We start from the raw sequence: 19,104 nt of genomic DNA, 5'->3' as shown, positions 1-19,104 counted from the left end.
GTTTTTAAGTTAAACATTGAGTTTTATTGCATTTTCTTTTCTCACTTCTATTATTGTAGATGGTTAAAGTTGCAATTACACTCCATAGTAAGTTTGTCACAAACGGTGGAATTGCGTGATAATAATAACAGTTTACCGCAATTAATAAACCGCCAAAAAGATTTAAATATTTACCATACTTGAAATATTTTTTGTTCTTTATCAAAGTCAGGGAGTACGCAAGAATTATTAATCCTGAACCAGTCCAACCTAATATGTCAAAAAGTAATTGCATAGTTTGTTATATTGCGATATATAGATATATTATTAGAAATTTTTTTAGCTTATAAACTTTATATACTCCTGGATCACATCTTCATTTCGCTTTAAATAAGACCATTTTCCATGTCTCGTTGAAATTAACAATCCACATTTTTCCATATTATTTAAATATGTTGAAATAGTGGATTGAGATAGTCCAGCTTTTTCTTGAATATATGTAACACAAACGCCATCATTAAAGTGTTTTAAAGTTTCATGTGGAGGAAAGTTCGTTTCAGGTTCTTTCAACCATTCCATGATTTGCACTCTAGTTTTGTTCGATAAGCATTTACCTATTTCTGTGGCAGATTTTAAATCCATAGCACAAACATATCTATATTTTCCGATATATAAAAATGTCTTTAAATAGTTTTAACGAAATTTCGGAGCGGAGCTTATCGCCATTGTGGGTATTAGTTTTTATTTTCCCCAAATAGTATAAAATCCAGGGAAAAGTAGCCGCTACCACTTATTAGTAGACTTACATAACATATTAAATAAATAAAACTTTTTTCCTGAAAAATAAAGTCTTTTCCACCATTAACTATCCAAGTGGCTACAATCATTGTTATTATTAATGGAACACAAGTCCATCTTGTTAAAAGACCAATTACTAAAAATATGGAACAAAAGAATTCGGCAAATACAACTAAGGCTAAACTTGTCTCAGTTCCAATTCCTAGAGGGTCTGCAAATTCTGAACTGATCTTGCTAAAATTTATAAGTCTTGGATATCCGTGCAGATAAATCATTGAAATCGAAACACCAATTCTCATTAAAAATAAACTGAAACTCACACTTTTTGAAGATGTAGTCACAACCGATTTTTTAAATAACTCTGTTACATCCATATTTCTAGTTTTCAAATTTTTGAAGTATTATATTTCTTGAACCTCTCAAAATGTTGTAATCATCTTTGGTTAGTGTTGTAATATTGGAAAATCCGCCGTCTCTTTCTATTTTATCTAAATAGGATGCTACTCTTGGGTCATCCGAAAACCACAAGCCAGTTAACCAATATTCAGGATAATCAGGATGTTCAATAGTGTAATGGATATGTGCAGGTTCTCCATGGTGAGTTTGATATGGTGCAGGACGTATAGTTTCAAATTCATACTTACCATTAGTATCCGTTTTCATCCAACCACGCAAATAACCGTGATATTTCCCGTGTCCAATTTCATTCCCTTTCTTAGGATAAATTCCTTGGTTGTTGGTATGATACACGTAAACAATAACATCCTTAGCTGGGGTTTTTCCATCTGGAAAATACACTGTTCCTGAAATAATAAGTTTTTCTCCTGGTTCGTCTTTTGGTGGAATTGTAGTTCTCCAGGATACATTTTCTGGGGCTTCAAATGCCCCGCTCCAACTGGGCTTTTTCTGGTTTGAAACAGATGTTTCTATATTCTTGTTTTGCTCTATAATCGATTGAGAACAAGCGTTAAAGGAAAATAGAAAAACTACAATACAAATTGTTGATATGTGTTTTAAATTAATCATTACATTGAATTTAGTTGAGCCTAAAAATCAAGAAAATAAAATGTAATAATTATATACTTTGCAGTAAATAGGCTAAAACGAGTGATTTTATTGCTTAGTGGTTGAGCAAGGTATTCCAATTGGGACGATAATGTCTGCTCAATCTAACAGAATGTTGGTTTGTTAGAATAGCATCGTAATCCCCATTTTTTCGAGAAGAAATTTCTTTGATATGGTTTTTATTAATAATTGCTGAACGGTGAACTCTAATAAAAACTTGAGGATCTAATAATTTTTCAAGTTTTTTCAAACTCTCGTCGTGTAGTAATTTCTGGTCTAGAGAAAATATTACCGTATATGGTCTGTCTGTTTTAATGACTAAGACTGTTGATACCTCTAATTTTGTTATTCGAGTACCATTCTTTACGGTTATAAATTTTTGTTCTGCAATATCGTTATTTTGATTTTTTTTCTGTTTTGGTAATCTATAACAAAAGGAAGGAAGAAATATACTAGGATTGTGATTTGTGATTGACTTGAGATAGCGTTTTTAAATATTGTTGAAAATCGGTGAGGTATTTCATAGATTATATTGCTTCCTATAATAAATAGGATAGAAAAAATAGAAATATGTAATGCAGTAAATACAAGACCAGATGCAAAAGCATAAAGAATTTTAGCTTTTTTTATTTTAGGTTGAACTTTGATTTTGGCATATTTAGCAAGTTTTATAAATGGAATAAAAAATAACCAATAAATATTATAGAGCATTGTGTCCGACCAATAAAACCCAGTCGATTTAAATCTTGAGAAAAGATAATCCTGAAAAATAGCTAGTCCATATATCAAAAAACAAAACAAGATTATTGTTCTTAAATTTGTATTTAATAATTTTCTATTCAATTTATTAAGTTCTTGTGTTCTGATTGTCATTTTTCAAATTACTACCAACGGTTTCGCTTATCGCAAGTTGCGGGATGGACGAACGCAACTGTCCAATGAACTTATTTTAAATGGTAGTCAAAAATGCCATTTTTGACAGGTATTCCGTAATTTGTGGTATTCATTGTTGTGCACTGGCTCTTTGTACTAAATTTCAAAAGGACCAAATTCTATACTACATTCAGCCCTTGTTGAACCCAATTCTAAGTAAACCCCAAACTCATATTCTAATTGAGACATATACTCATTAATTTTTTGGAGGTCGAACATCTTTTTATCATTCTTCCATTGCATCTTAACCTCTAATTCAAGTAAATTGTTGGCAGTATCTCTTTTATGGACTATAATATCGGGATAAACAGAATTTTTACTTTTTCCATACTTTTCTAGATCGAGCCTTTTTCCGATTTCATTTCCAATAATATCTTCCCCGTATTGATTTCTCATTCGATTATATTCTACGTCAACAATATAGTCGGTTTCTTTAAATTGATCTTCTAAATATATTGCTAGTCGATGTGTTATGGATCTTTCGTGAAGATCATATTCTTTAAGTATTATTTTCGAATCCTGCTCAAATTATCTGTCTAATGAAGCCTCAATTATTTCTAAGATTATATCTTGGGTATAATTCATTTTTTGGTGCTAAATAAATTGTGATAAGCTAACAGCAAAACTTCCAACTGAAGAGATATTGCTTAACAATGTTATCAAAGTCCGGATACCAAATTTTGGAATATTATTTTTATCTAAATTATTCTTTATTTCCTCAATGCATTCCTTGATTTCCTTTTCTTTAGTTGGATCAACCTTATCATCATCATTCAATCTGCTTAAGATATTATTTAAAAGGTTATTAATTTCTTGAATATCGGATCCAATATTAACTCCTGTAGAATGACTTACAATATTAGAATTTGGACTATGACTTATTGAATATTGATAATTATTAGTAATAACTGGACTGCCTTTTTCGCTAAATGAATCTTCTTCACAATACTCGATTCCAGAACTTGTTATTTTGGCGCCATCTCCATCTTTCGTTGAAAAAGTCTTTATTAGCCCTAACTCTTCTAATCTTTCAAGGATTAAACTTTGTTCATTTTCACTGATATCAATGTTTAGGGAGCCATAAATTTCTTCTGGATCAAAATATTGATTATTAAAGCGCTCTTTATAAAGTTCTTTTAATAAAATATCTAATTTTTCAATTTGTTTCATGTAAATTATTATTTAGAGCTTGTGCACAACGTCTCGTATAAAAACAGTGCGAGCTGGCGAGCTTGATTGTCCGCAGGACAATCAGGCGTTGCAAGCGAGCACGGAGTTTCGAATCAAGACAGGTTCAAGCATTGTTTTTATATGTTGTTGTAACAAGTGCTGCCCGTCTGAGTGAGCCGCCCGAGTTGGCTGCGTTTTCTTTTTTTATTTTCCAGGTCTGAGTGAGAATTCGCTTTGTTTAATTTAAACTTCCTTACTTCTCAAAAATGGCTTTTTTGCGTCCGATTATTTTTTACCGTTTGAGTGAGAAAGTCCGTTATATTTTAATTTGAAACTCTGATTTTCTTACCTCTTCAAAAAAGTAATTTTTAGCACTTCATTTTTTCTCCGCCTGAGTGAGAAGTCCGCCACCATTTCCCTTTTTAAGCTCAATTTATCTTTCTTTCCTAAAAGGACATTATAGAAGTTCGTTTTTAATCCGAGTCAGCTTTATTTTTTCCAGCGCTTTGTTTGTCAGCAGCATTTGTTACAACATAAATACAAACGTACTATGTAAATTTATTTCTCAATAAACGTACTATTACATTTATTGCTACTTTGTCTTTACTAAGATAGAATAATTTGCAAATCCTCAAGGACTTCCGCGGCGTGTTAAGAATGCACCGGTAATATTTTTAAATAAGTAAAGAAACTGTTTTCACGAAGAGGTGTCAAAAATGACATTTTCAGGCCTTCTTCATTTTCACCCGGTAAAGTTGGCCGTGGAGTAGGATTTTATTTATAAAATCTTTCTATTTGCTAAAAATCATTAATTTTGCAAATCCATTTGAAAGAAGGAGTAAATGACTACAAAATTCCCTGAATATAAAGGACTTGACTTGCCAAAAATAGCAGAAGAAATTCTCAATTTTTGGGAGGAAAAAAACATCTTTGAAAAAAGTGTAAGCAGCCGTGACGGTAAAGAACCTTTTGTATTTTTTGAAGGGCCGCCTTCAGCAAACGGTCTGCCGGGTATTCACCACGTAATGGCGCGCGCTATCAAAGATATTTTTTGTCGCTATAAGACTCAAAAAGGATTTCAGGTAAACAGGAAAGCCGGCTGGGATACGCACGGTTTACCCGTAGAACTTGGGGTAGAAAAAGAGCTGGGGATCACCAAAGAAGATATTGGCACCAAAATTACGGTAGAAGAATACAACGAAGCCTGTAAGAATGCCGTAATGCGTTATACCGATGTGTGGAACGGTCTTACCGAAAAAATGGGATATTGGGTAGATATGGACGATCCATATATTACCTACAAACCAAAATATATGGAAAGCGTATGGTACCTGCTTTCCGAAATATACAAGAAAGGCCTTATTTATAAAGGGTATACCATACAGCCGTACTCTCCAAAAGCGGGTACGGGCCTTAGTTCTCACGAGCTAAACCAGCCGGGGACTTACCAGGATGTGACAGATACTACTGTGACTGCCATGTTTAAGGCAAAAAAGGAAACTCTGCCTGCTTTTCTTTCCGAAGAAGAGGGCGAGCTGTTCTTTATCGCCTGGACGACCACTCCATGGACCTTACCGTCAAATACAGCACTTACAGTAGGTCCTAAAATTGAATATACGCTTGTAAAAACTTACAACCAGTACACTTTTGAGCCTATGAATATTGTGGTGGCGAAGAACCTGGTAGAAAAACAGTTTGACAAGAAGTTTAAAAAAGTAGAAAACGAAGAAGCTTTACAGGAATATAAACAGGGCGATAAAATCCCATTTTTCGTCGGAAAGTCTTTCGTTGGGAAGGATCTTGTAAATGCAAAATATGAGCAGTTACTGCCATTTGTGCAGCCGTATCACCATCCTGAAAATGCATTCAGAGTCATTTTGGGAGACTTCGTAACTACTGAAGATGGTACCGGAATCGTACACACCTCGCCTACTTTTGGGGCTGATGATGCCATGGTGGCAAAACAGGCACAGCCCGAAGTGCCGGCGATGCTGGTAAAAGATGAAAATGACAAACTGGTACCGCTGGTAGATCTCCAGGGGAAATTTCGTCCCGAAGTGGGAGAATATGCCGGCAAGTATGTCAAAAATGAATATTATGACAACGGCGAAGCTCCGGAGAAATCTGTTGATGTTGAAATTGCCATTCGATTAAAAGAAGAGAATAGGGCGTTTAAAGTAGAAAAGTATCTCCACAGTTACCCAAATTGCTGGAGAACAGACCGTCCTATTTTGTATTATCCGCTTGATTCCTGGTTTATCAAAGTGACCGAGGTTAAAGACAGGATGTACGAACTAAACCAGCAAATCAACTGGAAGCCGAAATCTACCGGGGAAGGTAGATTCGGGAACTGGCTGGCAAATGCCAATGACTGGAACCTTTCCCGAAGCCGTTTCTGGGGAATTCCGTTGCCAATCTGGCGAACAGAAGATGGAAAGGAAGAGATCATCATAGGTTCTGTCGCCGAGCTTAAAGCCGAAATAGCAAAAGCTGTTGACGCCGGAGTAATGGAAAAAGACCCTTTTCCAGATTTTAAAGCCGGCGATCTTTCTGAAGAAAATTACGATAGCGTAGACCTGCATAAAAATGTGGTAGATGAAATTACGCTGGTTTCAGAATCAGGGAAACCAATGAAGCGTGAAAGTGATTTAATTGATGTTTGGTTTGATTCCGGTTCTATGCCGTATGCGCAGTGGCATTATCCATTTGAAAACAAGGAAAAAGTAGAAGCCGGACTTAAAAAGGCCGATTTCATAGCCGAGGGCGTTGACCAGACGAGAGGATGGTTCTATACGCTTCACGCTATCGCTACCATGGTCTTTGATGATGTTGCTTATAAAAATGTGGTTTCCAACGGACTCGTGTTAGACAAGAACGGACAAAAAATGTCCAAACGTCTTGGGAATGCAGTTGATCCCTTTGAAACTCTTGCTGCTTTTGGACCAGATGCCACACGCTGGTATATGATCTCCAATGCAAACCCATGGGATAATTTGAAGTTTGATATTGAAGGAATATCTGAGGTGCGCCGTAAATTCTTCGGAACACTTTACAATACCTATTCTTTTTTCACATTATATGCGAACATTGATAACTTCACATATTCTGAAGCCGATGTTCCTTTAGAGCAGCGTCCGGAGATTGACCGCTGGATCCTTTCCGAATTACATACGCTAATTGAGCAGGTTGATGGTTTCTATGCAGATTATGAACCTACCAAAGCTACCCGTGCAATATCAGAATTTGTGCAGGAAAACCTGAGTAACTGGTATGTTCGTTTATGTCGCAGGAGATTCTGGAAAGGAGATTACGAACAGGATAAGATTTCTGCTTACCAAACGCTTTATACCTGTCTTGAAACAGTGGCGAAACTGGGAGCTCCCGTGGCACCGTTCTTTATGGACAGGCTTTATAAAGATTTAAATGCTGCTACTCAAAAAGAGGATTTTGAATCGGTTCATATTGCTGAATTTCCGGTAAGTGACGCCTCATTTATAGATAAGTCGCTGGAGCGCCAAATGCAAAAGGCACAAACCATTTCTTCCCTTGTACTTTCACTTCGAAAAAAAGAAATGATTAAGGTACGCCAGCCGCTGCAAAGAGTGATGATCCCGGTCTTGGATGAGCAGCAAAGAGCAGAGATCCTGGCGGTGGCGGAATTAATAAAATCTGAAGTTAACGTTAAGGAACTGCAACTAATAGATGATGCTTCGGGTATCCTTGTAAAGCAAATCAAGCCTAACTTCAAGGCTCTTGGCCCACGCTTTGGGAAAGACATGAAATTCATCGCCAAAGAGATCAACAATTTCACTTCAGAAGAAATAAGTACCATCGAGCGTGAGGGTAAAATTGAAATTGGAATTAATGGAAAAATGATTACTTTAGGCGTTGAAGATGTTGAGATTACTTCTCAGGATATTGAAGGTTGGCTGGTAGCAAATTCAGGTAATATCACGGTTGCTTTGGACATTACAATTTCCGAAGAGCTAAAACAGGAAGGAATTGCCAGGGAACTAATCAACCGAATCCAGAATATTAGAAAGGAATCTGGGTTTGAAGTAACCGACAAAATAAATGTGACCCTACAAAAAGACGGCATTGTCGAGAAAGCTGTTGAAAACAATATAGATTATATTAAAAACGAAACGCTTACTGCAAATCTCGACCTAGCAGAATCGGTAAACGATGGTGTTGATATTGACTTTGATGAAGTAGCAACAAAATTGTTTATTCAAAAACACTAACAACATGTCAGTAGAAGTAAAAGAACGTTACAGTGACGCAGAATTAGCAGAATTTAAAACCCTGATTCTTGCGAAAATTGAAAAAGCCAAGGAGCAGCTTGAATTGTACAAAAGCGCCTACATGAATGATGGGAATAATGGTACAGATGATACCTCTCCCACCTTTAAAGCTTTTGAAGAGGGTAGTGAAACAATGAGTAAGGAAGCGAATTCGCAACTGGCCATTCGCCAGGAGAAATTTATTCGTGATCTTAAAAATGCCCTGGTTCGAATTGAAGGAAAAACATATGGTATTTGCCGTGTTACAGGAAAATTAATTGCAAAAGAGCGATTAAAACTGGTTCCGCATGCCACCTTAAGTATTGAAGCTAAAAATATGCAGCGGTAACGTAAAACTATTCTTTATAAAAGCGCTCCTTTCCTTTATTGGTTTGGAGCGTTTTTTGTATCCCTTCGCCCATGAAATATTTTTTTCTACTGCTCTTTTCCTGTACCAGTTTTCTGGGTTCTGCTCAAAAAGAAACTACCAGCATCATTGATGGGAAAGAAATCAAGACAATCATGATCTCCAGTGATGAAGTCTTTAGGGTGAGCATTACGGCTGCACCGGTAGATGAGATTACCATCAGCACAAAATCAGACGGGGAATACTTTAACAACATCAGTCTGGAGGCCGAAGTAAAGGGAAACACCCTACTGCTTACTTCCCGCTACCGGGAAATACTTCAAAGCGGGTTTGATAAATTAAGCGCCCATAAAGTTTTTGCTATGGAAGTGCTGCTTGAAGTTCCTCAAAATTTAAATGTGGAGATTACCTCTAATCTTGCTGCTGTTATTGGAAAAGGGGATTATAATAAGCTTTTTGTACAACTAAAAAGCGGATTCTGTACCCTGGAAAATTTCACCGGAAACGCTGTGATCAATACCTATGACGGGAATGTGGAGGTAGAAACTGAAGATGCCTCCATTGAAGCAAATTCCCGGCATGGCAAGGTAGATATTCCTGAAAATAGCTTTGGCGCTCATTCCATTCAAATTACCACCATCAACGGTGATATAAGAGTAAAGGAAAACTAAATAAAAATAGTATTTTTGAGCGGTTTTAATTCCAATTCAATGTCTTTAAAGAAAGCTTCCGTTATCATTATCCTGGTTTTACTCATCGACCAGATCTCTAAATTTTACATTAAAACCACTTTTGCCCTCGGGGAAGAGATCAAGGTCTTTGATTGGTTTCGTATTCTTTTTGTGGAAAATGAAGGAATGGCCTGGGGCGCTCAAATTCCCGGGGAGTATGGGAAGTTGATCCTTACCAGTTTTAGGCTGGTGGCAATCGTGGGAATTGGTTACTGGTTGTGGGATTCGGTAAGAAAGAACGGTTCGAAGATTCTAATTACTGCCATTGCTCTTATTTTTGCAGGTGCTTTTGGGAATATTATAGATTCGGTATTCTACGGAGTAATATTTGAACATAGTTACAGTCAGGTAGCAGAATTTATGCCGGCAGCCGGTGGTTATGGTACACTTATGCATGGAAAGGTTGTAGATATGCTTTATTTCCCTTTGTGGAGCGGCTATCTTCCAGAGTGGATCCCGTTTTGGGGAGGTGATTATTTCACCTTTTTTGAACCTGTATTTAATATTGCAGATTCTGCCATTACCATTGGGGTTTTCCTTCTTATAATCTTTAATAAGAGAGCATTTCCTTCAGAAGAAAGTAAGAAGAATGAGGAGCAGAAGGATTACGCTACGTCCTGATCGAAAATCTTCTCAAAACGCTTTAATTCAATAGGCTTTATCAGGTAATCTGTAACCATATTGAAGGATTTCGCCCGTTCCAGGTCTCTGGGATTTATGGAAGAGCTCACCACGTAAAGGGTTATTTTTTTCTGGAAGTTGTTTTTTATCTTCACAAATTCGCTCAGGAATTCCCAACCATCCATGATAGGCATGTTTAGATCCAGAAAAATAATGTCTGGCAAACGGTTTTGATTGAGGTTCTCAAGAATAGACCTGAAATATTCCAGTGCTTCTTTGCCATTTTTGAAGATGATAAGGTTGCGGGATAGCTTTTTGATCTCAATGATCTTCTTTACCAGGTTCACGTAGATTTTGTCATCATCGATGATGCACGCTAATTCTATGGGCTGTTCCATTTTAGAATTTAATTTTAAATGTAGTGCCAATGTTTACGGTACTGGTAACAGAAATACTGCCTCCCATTGCCTCCACCTGGTTTTTGGTTATAAATAAACCTATCCCGTTTGCTTCTGGGTGCCGGTGAAACGTTTTATACATACCAAACATTTTGTCACCATACTGCTCCAGGTCTATACCCATTCCGTTGTCACTCACTTCCAGAAAGTGGCTTCCATTCTGCTCATACGTCTGAATGTAGATGACCGGTTTGCGACCTTTTTGACAGTATTTTATCGCATTGGTGATCAAATTTAACAAAATACTCTCCAGATACTCAGAACTGTAAGTAATTTCGTTCAACTTCTGGAAATCAGGGATGATCTGCGCATTTTCCCTTTTTATAAGCGAGGAAGTGGAGGCAATGACAACTTCCAGGGCATCCTGGAATTTCAATGTCTTTTTCTCCATTTTAAGGTTGGTCTGCTTCGTTACCACCTCGTTAAGCCGATGAATGGCTTCCTCAAGATTCCCGGCAATATGGTTTATATTGGTTAGGAGATCCAACTTGTCCTGTGCGCTTTTAGATTCTGATAGCAGTTGAGAAATAAGACTGAGGTTACTGCTGTGAGACCTCAGGTTATGAGAAACAATATGTGCAAAATTGAACAGCCTTGAATTTTGAGCCGCAATGATATCCAGCGAATTCTGAAGGTTGATTTCGTTGGTCTTCTGAATATCTATATCCTGAAAAACGCCGCGGATACCAATGATGTCCTGATTTTTATTATAGACCGGTTTCCCCGTGGCTTTTATCCAAAACTCACTGTTGTGAAAGGTGAGCATCTTAATTTCCACCTTGAAGGGAATCCCGTATTCTAAGCATTTTTTAAAGATTTCCTCTGCAAATTCCTGGTGTTCCGGGGCATAAAATTTCATTTTATCTCCGGGAACAGGTTCATAATCATGCGGGCAGTTCAGGATTTTTTTCGTTACCTCGTCCCAGTAAACAGCTCCAGTCTCGGCATCGTGGTACCAGCCGCCGGTAGAGGTCATTTCGGCCGTTTCCCTGTAGTAAAAGAAATTTTCCTCGATTGTATATTGATCCCGTTTCGCCTGGTGAATGTTGACAAATAAAAGTACTGAGGAATCTACATTGGAACCTTCTCTGTTCTTTAACGTACGGCATTCAAACCAGCGAAACTTGCCATTCTCCAGCTTTATCCTTAGTTCCTGGCTAAAAGGTTCGTTTTCAGAAACCAGCTTTTGGAAATTTTCCCTGAAATCATATCTAAAATCCTTGTGTAGGATCTCGTTGACGAAATGATCGCAGTTAACTTCGGGAAGCTCAGATTTTCCTACTAAAGTGTGAAAATGAGGAGACCAGGAAATTTCTTTTGTGAGAAGGTTTATGTTCCAGTAAGCAACATCAAAGTCTTCTAAAATACTGTTTAACTGGACGTCGTTGAGCATCAACAATTCGATTGGTGCATTAAAAGTAGCCGAAAAAACGGCTTTTACAAACTTTTAAAGCTATAAATTTTTGTAGGAGTCACACAAAAATCCAGCGGAATGTCATCTTCTGAAATTTCGGAAATTTCAGGTTCGGCTTCGAAGAAAGATAATCCCACTTTTACTGTTTCCACGCTGCAGCTGCTCAAAAAACGATCGTAAAAGCCTTTTCCGTAGCCTACACGGTTTCCTTTTTCGTCAAAGGCCAGCAACGGAATAAAAACCACATCGATTTTTTGTGGTGGTACCTCAATGCCATCTACAGGTTCTGGAATGCCATACTTGTTTTTCCGAAGCACCGTAGAATCTGTAAGTAAGTAGTTAGTAAGTTTAAAATTCTCAAAGTCTGTTTTGGAAACTACAATTTCCTTGTCTTTTCCATGGAGAATTTGCAGAATGAACTCGGTATCTATTTCCTTTTTTTGAGTAATGCTTAAAAAGAGGTGGAAGTAGGAGTATTCCCAAACAGGTAACTTTAAAAGGTTATTGGCAATTTCAAGACTTTGTACTTCAATTTCTTCTGAAGAAAGTTCTTGTCTAAGCTTTTTATATTTCAGCCGGGCTTCATTCTTCGTCATACGTTTTGTTTACACTTGATAAATGGAAAATGGCATCTCCCTGGTAAACGATTGGAGATTCGTTCACGTTAATAATGTAGCCTTCGTTTGGTGCCTTTACTTTGTGGCGCAACTTCCCGTAAGGATCTGTAATAATCGCAATATATTCCCCTTTCTCAACGTGTTTTCCACAGGGGATCTTGACGTGCAATAAGCCGCTGTATTTGGCCCTCATCCAGGAGCTGTTTTCGATGATCACCGTTTCTCCTTTAGGCTCAGGAACTTCAAACTTTTGCTTGAGCATTCCAAAATGGGCGAGGATGCGCATAGCACCTTCCACGCCATTCCTGGCAATGTCTTTGTTGCTGTCGTTAGATTTTCCTCCTTCGTAAAGGAGCACATGTTTTCCATGTTTTGTGCAGGTTTCTCTATAGGATTTATTGATGGTTTTGGATAAAACAGTAAAAGGCGAATTAAAGATTTTTGCATAATGCAGAGCATCCTCATCTCCTCTTACCACGCGTATTTGAGGTGCATTAAACCTGCTGGCGCCACCGGTGTGAAAATCCAGGCAAAAATTTGCTACGGGTAAAATCTTCTGAACAAACTGGTAGGCAAAACGGCTGGCCAAAGAGCCATTTTTGGATCCCGGGAAACTTCGATTGAGATCGCGCCCATCAGGGAATTCTCGTGTTTTATTAAGGAATCCAAAGACGTTGATAATAGGAATGCAAATAATTGTTCCTATCGCGGGTTTGTTGATTTCCTTGACAATGATTTGCCGCACCACTTCAACGCCGTTGATCTCATCGCCGTGAATTCCTGCAGTTATAAGAACCACAGGTCCCGGTTTTTTTGCCCTTTCGATAATTATTGGCACTTCTACCGAGGTAGCGGTGTAAAGCTTTGCCATGTTGAAATTAATAGTAGCGCCTTTTCCCGGGGGAATTCTTTTACCTAAAATTTCAAGAACGTTATTTTCGTCTATGGAAGCCATGGGCTACATATTTCTTTCAATATATCTTATAATGGTTTTTGCAATGTCTTTTCCGGTAGCTTTTTCAATGCCTTCAAGTCCCGGGGAAGAATTTACCTCGAGGATTAGCGGCCCCCTTGAGCTTTGTAGCATGTCAACCCCCGCAACACCGAGCCCCATTGCTTTAGCAGCTTTAATGGCGGCATTTTCTTCATCATCCGTCAGCTGAATGACAGATGCCGAACCACCGCGGTGCAAATTACTTCGGAATTCTCCTTCTTTTCCCTGCCGCTTCATGGCTCCTACTACGTGGCCGTCAACTACCAGCACTCTAATATCGGCACCGCCGGCCTCTTTGATAAATTCCTGCACGATCACCCTCGCCTGGAGTCCGTTAAAAGCTTCAATGACAGATTCTGCCGCGTTCTTGGTTTCAGCCAATACAACTCCAAGCCCTTGAGTGCCTTCAAGTAATTTAATAATAAGAGGTGCCCCGCCCACATGATCAATAACTTCCCCAACATCTTTGGAATAATTGGTAAAAACCGTTTTAGGCAATCCTAGTCTGGCGCGGGAAAGCACCTGCAGACTTCTTAACTTATCACGGCTTCGCACGAGAGATTGAGACTCAGTGGTGGTGAAAACGCCCATCATTTCAAATTGTCGAACTACCGCGGTTCCGTAGAAAGTAACCGAAGCACCAATTCTGGGAATGACCGCATCGGTATTTTCAAGATGTCTTCCTCTATAGAAAATAGAAGGATGTTTTTTCTCAATGATGAGGTCACATTTTAAAGGGTCGATGACCTCTATATCATGTTTCCTTGCTCTTGCAGCTTCTATAAGCCGCTGAGTGGAATATAGATTGCTGTTCCTGGATAAGATTCGTATGTTCATTCGATACGTTGATTGGCTGATACATCGAAAAATTCGGTATCAACAATGAATTTTTTAGTGAGAAATTTTCTTCCTAGCAGCACAGGAAATCTCATTTCCTGGCGGGCAGAGAGCGAAAGTGAAATCTTGTAAGTACGGTCAAAAATGGTGATTTTTGTTTGTATTTGATATCTTTTTTGTACCATCCCGTTACTGGACTTTACAAAAACGATGTCATAATCTGTAAAGGTAAATTCCCTGCCGTTGTACAGCGGATGCTCCTCATCCAAAAAAGTGCATTTTAGCACTCCTTCTTCTTCTGTAATGTTATCACAGTGGATGGACGAAGTATAGGCACCGGTATCAACCTTTACTGAAATATCGTTTAAGTGCAAATCGGGAAAATCTGCCCTGTCATAACGACCAATCATTCGTTTTTCCATGGCTGCAAGTTAATAAAACAAGAATGTTTTAATCTTAACTATTTATCAAAATATAATGCTGAATTTCAATACATTTCATGAATAAAGTTACTTTTAAATCTTCAAAAATGGCATTTTTGGAGCAGGTTATGAAGAAGATGTGCGGAAGAATTGCTTCGGAAAATCGACTTTTTGAGTAGCTGGTTTTCATACATTTCATGCGGCCTCACTTTTCTATGGAGGTAAGAAAGGCAGGTTTTTTTACGTTCTCTTCCAATCTGAAAAGATTTCGCATCAACATAAAGAAGCGGTTCTTGGCAGTGGTGCTTCTTGAATTAAGAAAAAATTAACATTATTCAGAAGCGGCTGGATTCTCTTCGGCTTTATTAAATTTTACCTTTGGATCAATGGAAAAACCTAATGTAGAACTACAGTTAAAAACCCTTCCCGAGAGCCCGGGCGTATACCAGTATTTCGACAAGAACGGAAAGATTCTTTACGTAGGAAAAGCCAAAAACCTTAAAAAACGCGTCACTTCTTATTTTACCAAGAACAATGACAGTCAGCGTATTCGGGTCATGGTAAAGAAGATTCACGAGATAAGGCATATCGTGGTCTCTTCAGAAACAGATGCTTTGTTGCTGGAGAACAATCTTATCAAAAAATTACAGCCACGCTTCAATGTGATGCTGAAGGATGATAAAACCTATCCCTGGATATGCATCAAAAATGAACGTTTTCCACGGGTTTTTCCTACACGCCGTCTTGTAAAGGACGGGAGTGAATATTATGGGCCCTACACCAGTTTTAAAACGGTGAACACTTTGCTGGATCTCATCAAGGGGCTTTATCAACTAAGGACCTGTAATTATGACCTTTCTGAAGAAAAAATAAGGAACGGAAAATACAAAGTGTGCCTGGAATATCACCTGGGTAATTGCCAGGGGCCTTGTGAAGCTAACGAGGCCGAGGAGGAGTACCTAAAAAAGATTGACGCAATACGGCAAATCGTCAAAGGGAATTTTAAAGATTCCTTGCAAGGTTTTCGGCAGCAAATGAAGCTGCATGCAGAAAAGATGGAATTTGAAGAAGCTCAAAAAATCAAATCAAAAATTGATGTTTTAGAGAACTACCAGTCTAAATCTACTGTGGTAAATCCCAAGATCAATAACGTAGATGTATTTTCTATTGTGACAGATGAAGAGTATGGTTATGTGAACTTTCTGCAGCTGTCTCATGGCGCTATTATACGGGCGCATACCATTGAAATGAAAAAGAAGCTGGACGAAACAGAGCAGGAACTTCTTGAACTTGGAATTACTGAAATCCGGCAGCGCTTTAATTCTCATACCCGCGAAATTTATGTGCCTTTTAAGGTAGATGTGGGAGAGGATATTAAAGTGACCATTCCAAAACTGGGGGATAAAAAGCAAATTGTGGATCTCTCTACCCGAAATGCAAAATATTTTAGGCAGGAGCGTTTTAAGCAAATGAAGATCGTTGATCCCGACAGGCATGTGAAAAGGATCATGGCACAGATGAAAAAGGATTTGAGGCTTAAAGAGGAACCGCGGCATATAGAATGTTTTGATAATTCCAACATCCAGGGGTCTAATCCTGTGGCTGCCTGTGTGGTTTTCAAAGATGGCAAGCCCAGCAAAAAAGACTATCGAAAATTTAATATAAAGTCGGTAGAAGGGCCTAATGACTTTGCTTCTATGGAAGAAGTGGTGTTTAGGCGCTATCGCAGACTGCTGGAAGAAGGAGAGCCTTTGCCACAGTTGATTATTGTAGATGGCGGGAAAGGCCAGCTTTCCTCCGCAGTAAAGGCGCTGGAAGTTCTGGATTTACGAGGAAAAATTGCGATCATTGGAATAGCCAAACGCCTGGAGGAGATCTTTTATCCCGGGGACTCTATTCCGCTTTATCTTGATAAAAAATCTGAGTCTTTAAAAATTATTCAGCACCTTCGGAATGAAGCGCACCGCTTCGGGATTACTTTTCACAGGAACAAACGCAGTAGTACCGCGTTAAATACAGAACTGGAAACCATTGCGGGGATTGGAGAAAAAACGGTGGTGGAATTGCTAAAGAATTTCCGATCTTTAAAGAGGGTAAAACAGGCAAGTATGGATGAACTTGCTGCAGTGGTGGGAAAATCCAAAGCGGGGATCGTCTATAAGCATTACCACGAAAAATGATAAAAAAGGTATCTTTTCTTTTTCTGTTCTTCAGCTGTATCGCTTTTTCGCAGGAGAAGGGAGATCCTAAGGTAGGCCTTGTTTTAAGTGGTGGTGGCGCAAAGGGACTGGCTCATATTGGGGCCTTAAAAGTGCTGGAGGAAGCCGGGGTGCAAATAGATTACATTGGCGGCACAAGTATGGGTGCTATTGTGGGTTCTCTCTATGCTGCAGGTTATTCGGCACAGCAGCTGGACAGTATCTTTGAAATGACAAATTTTAACGTTCTTATCCAGGATGAATTGCCACGCGGTTCGCGCACTTTCTATGAAAGAAATGATGCTGAAAAATATGCCGTAAGGTTGCCTTTTGATAATTTTCATATTTCTTTTCCGTCGGGGATATCCCGCGGGCAGAATGTATATAATATGATGTCTGAACTTACGCTTCACCTCGCAGATCGTAACAACTTTGAAGAACTGCCCATTCCTTTTTTTTGTGTCGCCACAAACGTGGAAACCGGCGAAGAAGTGATCTTAGATAGTGGCCATTTGCCGCAGGCTGTGTTGGCTAGTTCTGCTATTCCCACTTTATTCAGCCCCGTGATCGTAAATGGAAAACTGCTGACAGATGGGGGTGTAGTCAACAATTTTCCTGTAGAAGAAATGAGGAAGAGAGGCGCCGATATTATTATTGGCGTAGATGTTCAGGATAGTTTATCGGGAAGGGATGATCTTTCTTCCGCGTTTGAGATCCTCACCCAGATAAGCAACTTCCGAACCGTGAAAGACATGAAAGAAAAGGTGGAAGAGACCGATGTTTATATTGATCCGCCCATCGCGCCTTTTGGAGTAATGTCTTTTGACCGCGGAAGAAAAATAATTGATGCCGGCGAAGAGGCGGCCCGCAAAAAGTTGAACGAACTACAGGAAATCGCCCGCTTACAGAAAAAGGAGCCTAGGGAGCAGCTGGTGATCAAAGAAGTTGACAGTTTATACATCGCAGATATACGCATTACTGGAAATCATTCCTATCCCCGGGCATACGTGCTTGGGAAGCTCAAAATTCGTTACCCTTCAAAAGTGTCTTACAGAAGCTTTGTTTTGGGGATTAATAATTTATCGGCTACAGGAAACTTCAATAGGGTGAATTACAAATTGATTCCGTTGAATGGTGGGTATGTGATGGAGCTTGATTTGGAGGAAAAAGTAAATAAGACCTTTCTCCAAATGGCACTGCATTACGATGATCTATATAAAAGCGGGGCGTTGGTCAATCTTACCCGTAAAAGTCTTTTGTTTACAAACGATCTGGCTTCTTTAGATGTAGTTTTAGGAGATAACTTCAGGTATAATTTTGAATATTACTGGGATAAGGGATATTACTGGAGCGTGGGCGTAAGGTCCAGGTATAACAGCTTTAATAAAAGTGTAGGCATTGATTTTACCGAAACCTCTCCCCAATTTTCCCAAATCAACCTTAATAGGATTTCCATAGATTATAAGGATGTTACAAACCAATTATATTTTGAAACCCTGTTTGAGCAGGTTTTTTCTATTGGAGTAGGAGCGGAACATAAGTTTCTGGAGGTTTCTTCAGAAACCATTAGTGACTCTGAAAGTACTGTGCCTTCTACTGTTTTTGACAGGAGCAGTTATTTCAGTACTTTCAGCTACCTCAAGTTTGACAGCTATGACAACAGGTTTTTCCCCGGAAGCGGATTTTATTTTAATGGAGATTTTCACTTGTACCTGCTGTCTTCAGATTATAATGAAGACTTTTCAGAATTTTCTATCGTAAAAGGGGATTTAGGATATGCATTTTCACCAAGCAGGAGGTTTACCACCAGGCTTTCGACGGGCACAGGATTCCATTTTGGAAAGAACAGCAGCAATTCTTTGCACTTCCTGCTGGGTGGCTACGGGAATGATTTTATCAATAATATTTTCCCTTTCTACGGGTATGATTTCCTGGAACTCTCTGGTGACAGTTATGTGAAAAGCATGGTAGAGCTGGATTATGAGATTTTTAGAAAAAATCACCTGGTGGCAAGCGCTAATTTTGCAAACGTGGATAATGATCTCTACGGAAGCGGAAAATGGTTCTCTTTACCCAAATATTCCGGCTACGCTTTAGGTTATGCACTGGAAACTTTTATGGGGCCTATTGAGGCGAAATATTCCTATTCACCAGATACCAGAAACAGTCACTGGTATTTTAGTATAGGTTTCTGGTTTTAGATTTCTTTAATTATAA

General features: G+C 38.7%; 20 protein-coding genes. 6 read left to right on the top strand and 14 right to left on the bottom strand.

What is annotated here, in order from left to right; all coding sequences use genetic code 11:
* Positions 1–4: 4 nt before the first annotated feature.
* From ACOV1Q_RS01175 to ACOV1Q_RS01140, 8 genes are all read right to left on the bottom strand, one after another.
* Complete coding sequence (locus tag ACOV1Q_RS01175; RefSeq protein ID WP_424492603.1) at positions 5–274, bottom strand: CBU_0592 family membrane protein; 270 nt, start codon at positions 272–274, stop codon at positions 5–7.
* A 44-nt stretch (positions 275–318) separates the two neighbouring features.
* Positions 319–621, bottom strand: a complete 303-nt coding sequence (locus tag ACOV1Q_RS01170; RefSeq protein ID WP_424492602.1) for an ArsR/SmtB family transcription factor — start codon at positions 619–621, stop codon at positions 319–321.
* A 92-nt stretch (positions 622–713) separates the two neighbouring features.
* On the bottom strand, positions 714–1,151 hold the full coding sequence (locus ACOV1Q_RS01165) for a DoxX family protein (RefSeq protein ID WP_424492601.1): 438 nt from the start codon (positions 1,149–1,151) through the stop codon (positions 714–716).
* Between the two features lie 4 nt (positions 1,152–1,155).
* A complete protein-coding gene (locus ACOV1Q_RS01160; RefSeq protein WP_424492600.1) occupies positions 1,156–1,803 on the bottom strand; it encodes a dioxygenase family protein in 648 nt (215 codons plus the stop codon).
* Positions 1,804–1,897: 94 nt separating this feature from the next.
* Entirely contained in the window at positions 1,898–2,191 is a 294-nt protein-coding gene (locus ACOV1Q_RS01155; protein WP_424493381.1) for a LytTR family DNA-binding domain-containing protein, read from the bottom strand.
* 20 nt (positions 2,192–2,211) lie between these two features.
* On the bottom strand, positions 2,212–2,715 hold the full coding sequence (locus ACOV1Q_RS01150; RefSeq protein WP_424492599.1) for a hypothetical protein: 504 nt from the start codon (positions 2,713–2,715) through the stop codon (positions 2,212–2,214).
* Positions 2,716–2,871: 156 nt separating this feature from the next.
* Positions 2,872–3,171, bottom strand: a complete 300-nt coding sequence (locus ACOV1Q_RS01145; RefSeq protein ID WP_424492598.1) for a hypothetical protein — start codon at positions 3,169–3,171, stop codon at positions 2,872–2,874.
* Between the two features lie 198 nt (positions 3,172–3,369).
* Entirely contained in the window at positions 3,370–3,945 is a 576-nt protein-coding gene (locus tag ACOV1Q_RS01140; RefSeq protein WP_424492597.1) for a hypothetical protein, read from the bottom strand.
* Between the two features lie 842 nt (positions 3,946–4,787).
* Between ACOV1Q_RS01140 and ileS the strand changes: the two genes are divergently transcribed.
* The 4 genes from ileS to ACOV1Q_RS01120 all read left to right on the top strand — a co-directional run bounded on the left by ileS (position 4,788) and on the right by ACOV1Q_RS01120 (position 9,947).
* Entirely contained in the window at positions 4,788–8,189 is a 3,402-nt protein-coding gene (ileS, locus tag ACOV1Q_RS01135) for an isoleucine--tRNA ligase (protein ID WP_424492596.1), read from the top strand.
* Between the two features lie 4 nt (positions 8,190–8,193).
* Complete coding sequence (locus ACOV1Q_RS01130; protein ID WP_424492595.1) at positions 8,194–8,577, top strand: TraR/DksA family transcriptional regulator; 384 nt, start codon at positions 8,194–8,196, stop codon at positions 8,575–8,577.
* A gap of 71 nt (positions 8,578–8,648) precedes the next feature.
* Positions 8,649–9,266: a DUF4097 family beta strand repeat-containing protein gene (locus ACOV1Q_RS01125; protein ID WP_424492594.1), complete on the top strand. Its 618-nt coding sequence runs from the start codon at positions 8,649–8,651 to the stop codon at positions 9,264–9,266.
* Between the two features lie 39 nt (positions 9,267–9,305).
* Positions 9,306–9,947: a lipoprotein signal peptidase gene (locus tag ACOV1Q_RS01120; RefSeq protein WP_424492593.1), complete on the top strand. Its 642-nt coding sequence runs from the start codon at positions 9,306–9,308 to the stop codon at positions 9,945–9,947.
* Here the strand turns inward: ACOV1Q_RS01120 and ACOV1Q_RS01115 are convergent.
* Genes ACOV1Q_RS01115 through ACOV1Q_RS01090 form a run of 6 tightly spaced genes read right to left on the bottom strand, consistent with a single transcriptional unit; the run spans position 9,932 to position 14,689 of the window.
* Positions 9,932–10,345, bottom strand: coding sequence for a response regulator (locus ACOV1Q_RS01115; protein WP_424492592.1), 414 nt, complete (start codon positions 10,343–10,345; stop codon positions 9,932–9,934). The genes ACOV1Q_RS01120 and ACOV1Q_RS01115 overlap by 16 nt on opposite strands.
* 1 nt (position 10,346) lies before the next feature.
* Entirely contained in the window at positions 10,347–11,798 is a 1,452-nt protein-coding gene (locus ACOV1Q_RS01110) for a PAS domain-containing sensor histidine kinase (protein WP_424492591.1), read from the bottom strand.
* A gap of 44 nt (positions 11,799–11,842) precedes the next feature.
* Positions 11,843–12,415, bottom strand: a complete 573-nt coding sequence (locus ACOV1Q_RS01105) for a 5-formyltetrahydrofolate cyclo-ligase (RefSeq protein WP_424492590.1) — start codon at positions 12,413–12,415, stop codon at positions 11,843–11,845.
* On the bottom strand, positions 12,402–13,391 hold the full coding sequence (locus ACOV1Q_RS01100) for a succinylglutamate desuccinylase/aspartoacylase family protein (protein ID WP_424492589.1): 990 nt from the start codon (positions 13,389–13,391) through the stop codon (positions 12,402–12,404). The genes ACOV1Q_RS01105 and ACOV1Q_RS01100 overlap by 14 nt, the downstream gene beginning before the upstream one ends.
* Before the next feature lie 3 nt (positions 13,392–13,394).
* On the bottom strand, positions 13,395–14,267 hold the full coding sequence (gene rimK, locus ACOV1Q_RS01095) for a 30S ribosomal protein S6--L-glutamate ligase (RefSeq protein ID WP_424492588.1): 873 nt from the start codon (positions 14,265–14,267) through the stop codon (positions 13,395–13,397).
* Positions 14,264–14,689 carry an ATP-dependent zinc protease family protein gene (locus ACOV1Q_RS01090; protein ID WP_424492587.1) on the bottom strand — a complete coding sequence of 142 codons (426 nt, stop codon included), beginning with the start codon at positions 14,687–14,689 and terminating at the stop codon, positions 14,264–14,266. Before ACOV1Q_RS01090 ends, rimK begins: the two co-directional genes overlap by 4 nt.
* A gap of 386 nt (positions 14,690–15,075) precedes the next feature.
* Between ACOV1Q_RS01090 and uvrC the strand changes: the two genes are divergently transcribed.
* Together uvrC and ACOV1Q_RS01080 are read left to right on the top strand one after the other, a co-directional pair.
* Positions 15,076–16,869 (top strand): excinuclease ABC subunit UvrC, encoded by a 1,794-nt coding sequence (uvrC, locus tag ACOV1Q_RS01085; RefSeq protein ID WP_424492586.1) that lies wholly within the window; start codon positions 15,076–15,078, stop codon positions 16,867–16,869.
* A complete protein-coding gene (locus tag ACOV1Q_RS01080; protein ID WP_424492585.1) occupies positions 16,866–19,088 on the top strand; it encodes a patatin-like phospholipase family protein in 2,223 nt (740 codons plus the stop codon). The genes uvrC and ACOV1Q_RS01080 overlap by 4 nt, the downstream gene beginning before the upstream one ends.
* The last annotated feature ends 16 nt before the right edge of the window (positions 19,089–19,104 follow it).

Source organism: Salinimicrobium maris, assembly GCF_049680855.1.
Lineage (GTDB): Bacteria > Bacteroidota > Bacteroidia > Flavobacteriales > Flavobacteriaceae > Salinimicrobium.
This window is presented reverse-complemented; position numbering and strand designations above follow the sequence as displayed.

What these genes read in the sequence shown, in the direction of transcription:
- ACOV1Q_RS01175 (WP_424492603.1), bottom strand. Translation starts at nt 274, where the DNA reads ATGCAATTACTTTTTGACATATTAGGTTGGACTGGTTCAGGATTAATA.
- ACOV1Q_RS01080 (WP_424492585.1), top strand. Translation starts at nt 16,866, where the DNA reads ATGATAAAAAAGGTATCTTTTCTTTTTCTGTTCTTCAGCTGTATCGCT.
- ACOV1Q_RS01120 (WP_424492593.1), top strand. Translation starts at nt 9,306, where the DNA reads ATGTCTTTAAAGAAAGCTTCCGTTATCATTATCCTGGTTTTACTCATC.
- ACOV1Q_RS01165 (WP_424492601.1), bottom strand. Translation starts at nt 1,151, where the DNA reads ATGGATGTAACAGAGTTATTTAAAAAATCGGTTGTGACTACATCTTCA.
- ACOV1Q_RS01145 (WP_424492598.1), bottom strand. Translation starts at nt 3,171, where the DNA reads ATGAGAAATCAATACGGGGAAGATATTATTGGAAATGAAATCGGAAAA.
- ACOV1Q_RS01110 (WP_424492591.1), bottom strand. Translation starts at nt 11,798, where the DNA reads ATGCTCAACGACGTCCAGTTAAACAGTATTTTAGAAGACTTTGATGTT.
- ACOV1Q_RS01150 (WP_424492599.1), bottom strand. Translation starts at nt 2,715, where the DNA reads ATGACAATCAGAACACAAGAACTTAATAAATTGAATAGAAAATTATTA.
- ACOV1Q_RS01125 (WP_424492594.1), top strand. Translation starts at nt 8,649, where the DNA reads ATGAAATATTTTTTTCTACTGCTCTTTTCCTGTACCAGTTTTCTGGGT.
- ileS (WP_424492596.1), top strand. Translation starts at nt 4,788, where the DNA reads ATGACTACAAAATTCCCTGAATATAAAGGACTTGACTTGCCAAAAATA.
- ACOV1Q_RS01130 (WP_424492595.1), top strand. Translation starts at nt 8,194, where the DNA reads ATGTCAGTAGAAGTAAAAGAACGTTACAGTGACGCAGAATTAGCAGAA.
- ACOV1Q_RS01115 (WP_424492592.1), bottom strand. Translation starts at nt 10,345, where the DNA reads ATGGAACAGCCCATAGAATTAGCGTGCATCATCGATGATGACAAAATC.
- ACOV1Q_RS01140 (WP_424492597.1), bottom strand. Translation starts at nt 3,945, where the DNA reads ATGAAACAAATTGAAAAATTAGATATTTTATTAAAAGAACTTTATAAA.
- ACOV1Q_RS01170 (WP_424492602.1), bottom strand. Translation starts at nt 621, where the DNA reads ATGGATTTAAAATCTGCCACAGAAATAGGTAAATGCTTATCGAACAAA.
- uvrC (WP_424492586.1), top strand. Translation starts at nt 15,076, where the DNA reads ATGGAAAAACCTAATGTAGAACTACAGTTAAAAACCCTTCCCGAGAGC.
- ACOV1Q_RS01105 (WP_424492590.1), bottom strand. Translation starts at nt 12,415, where the DNA reads ATGACGAAGAATGAAGCCCGGCTGAAATATAAAAAGCTTAGACAAGAA.
- ACOV1Q_RS01160 (WP_424492600.1), bottom strand. Translation starts at nt 1,803, where the DNA reads ATGATTAATTTAAAACACATATCAACAATTTGTATTGTAGTTTTTCTA.
- rimK (WP_424492588.1), bottom strand. Translation starts at nt 14,267, where the DNA reads ATGAACATACGAATCTTATCCAGGAACAGCAATCTATATTCCACTCAG.
- ACOV1Q_RS01100 (WP_424492589.1), bottom strand. Translation starts at nt 13,391, where the DNA reads ATGGCTTCCATAGACGAAAATAACGTTCTTGAAATTTTAGGTAAAAGA.
- ACOV1Q_RS01090 (WP_424492587.1), bottom strand. Translation starts at nt 14,689, where the DNA reads ATGGAAAAACGAATGATTGGTCGTTATGACAGGGCAGATTTTCCCGAT.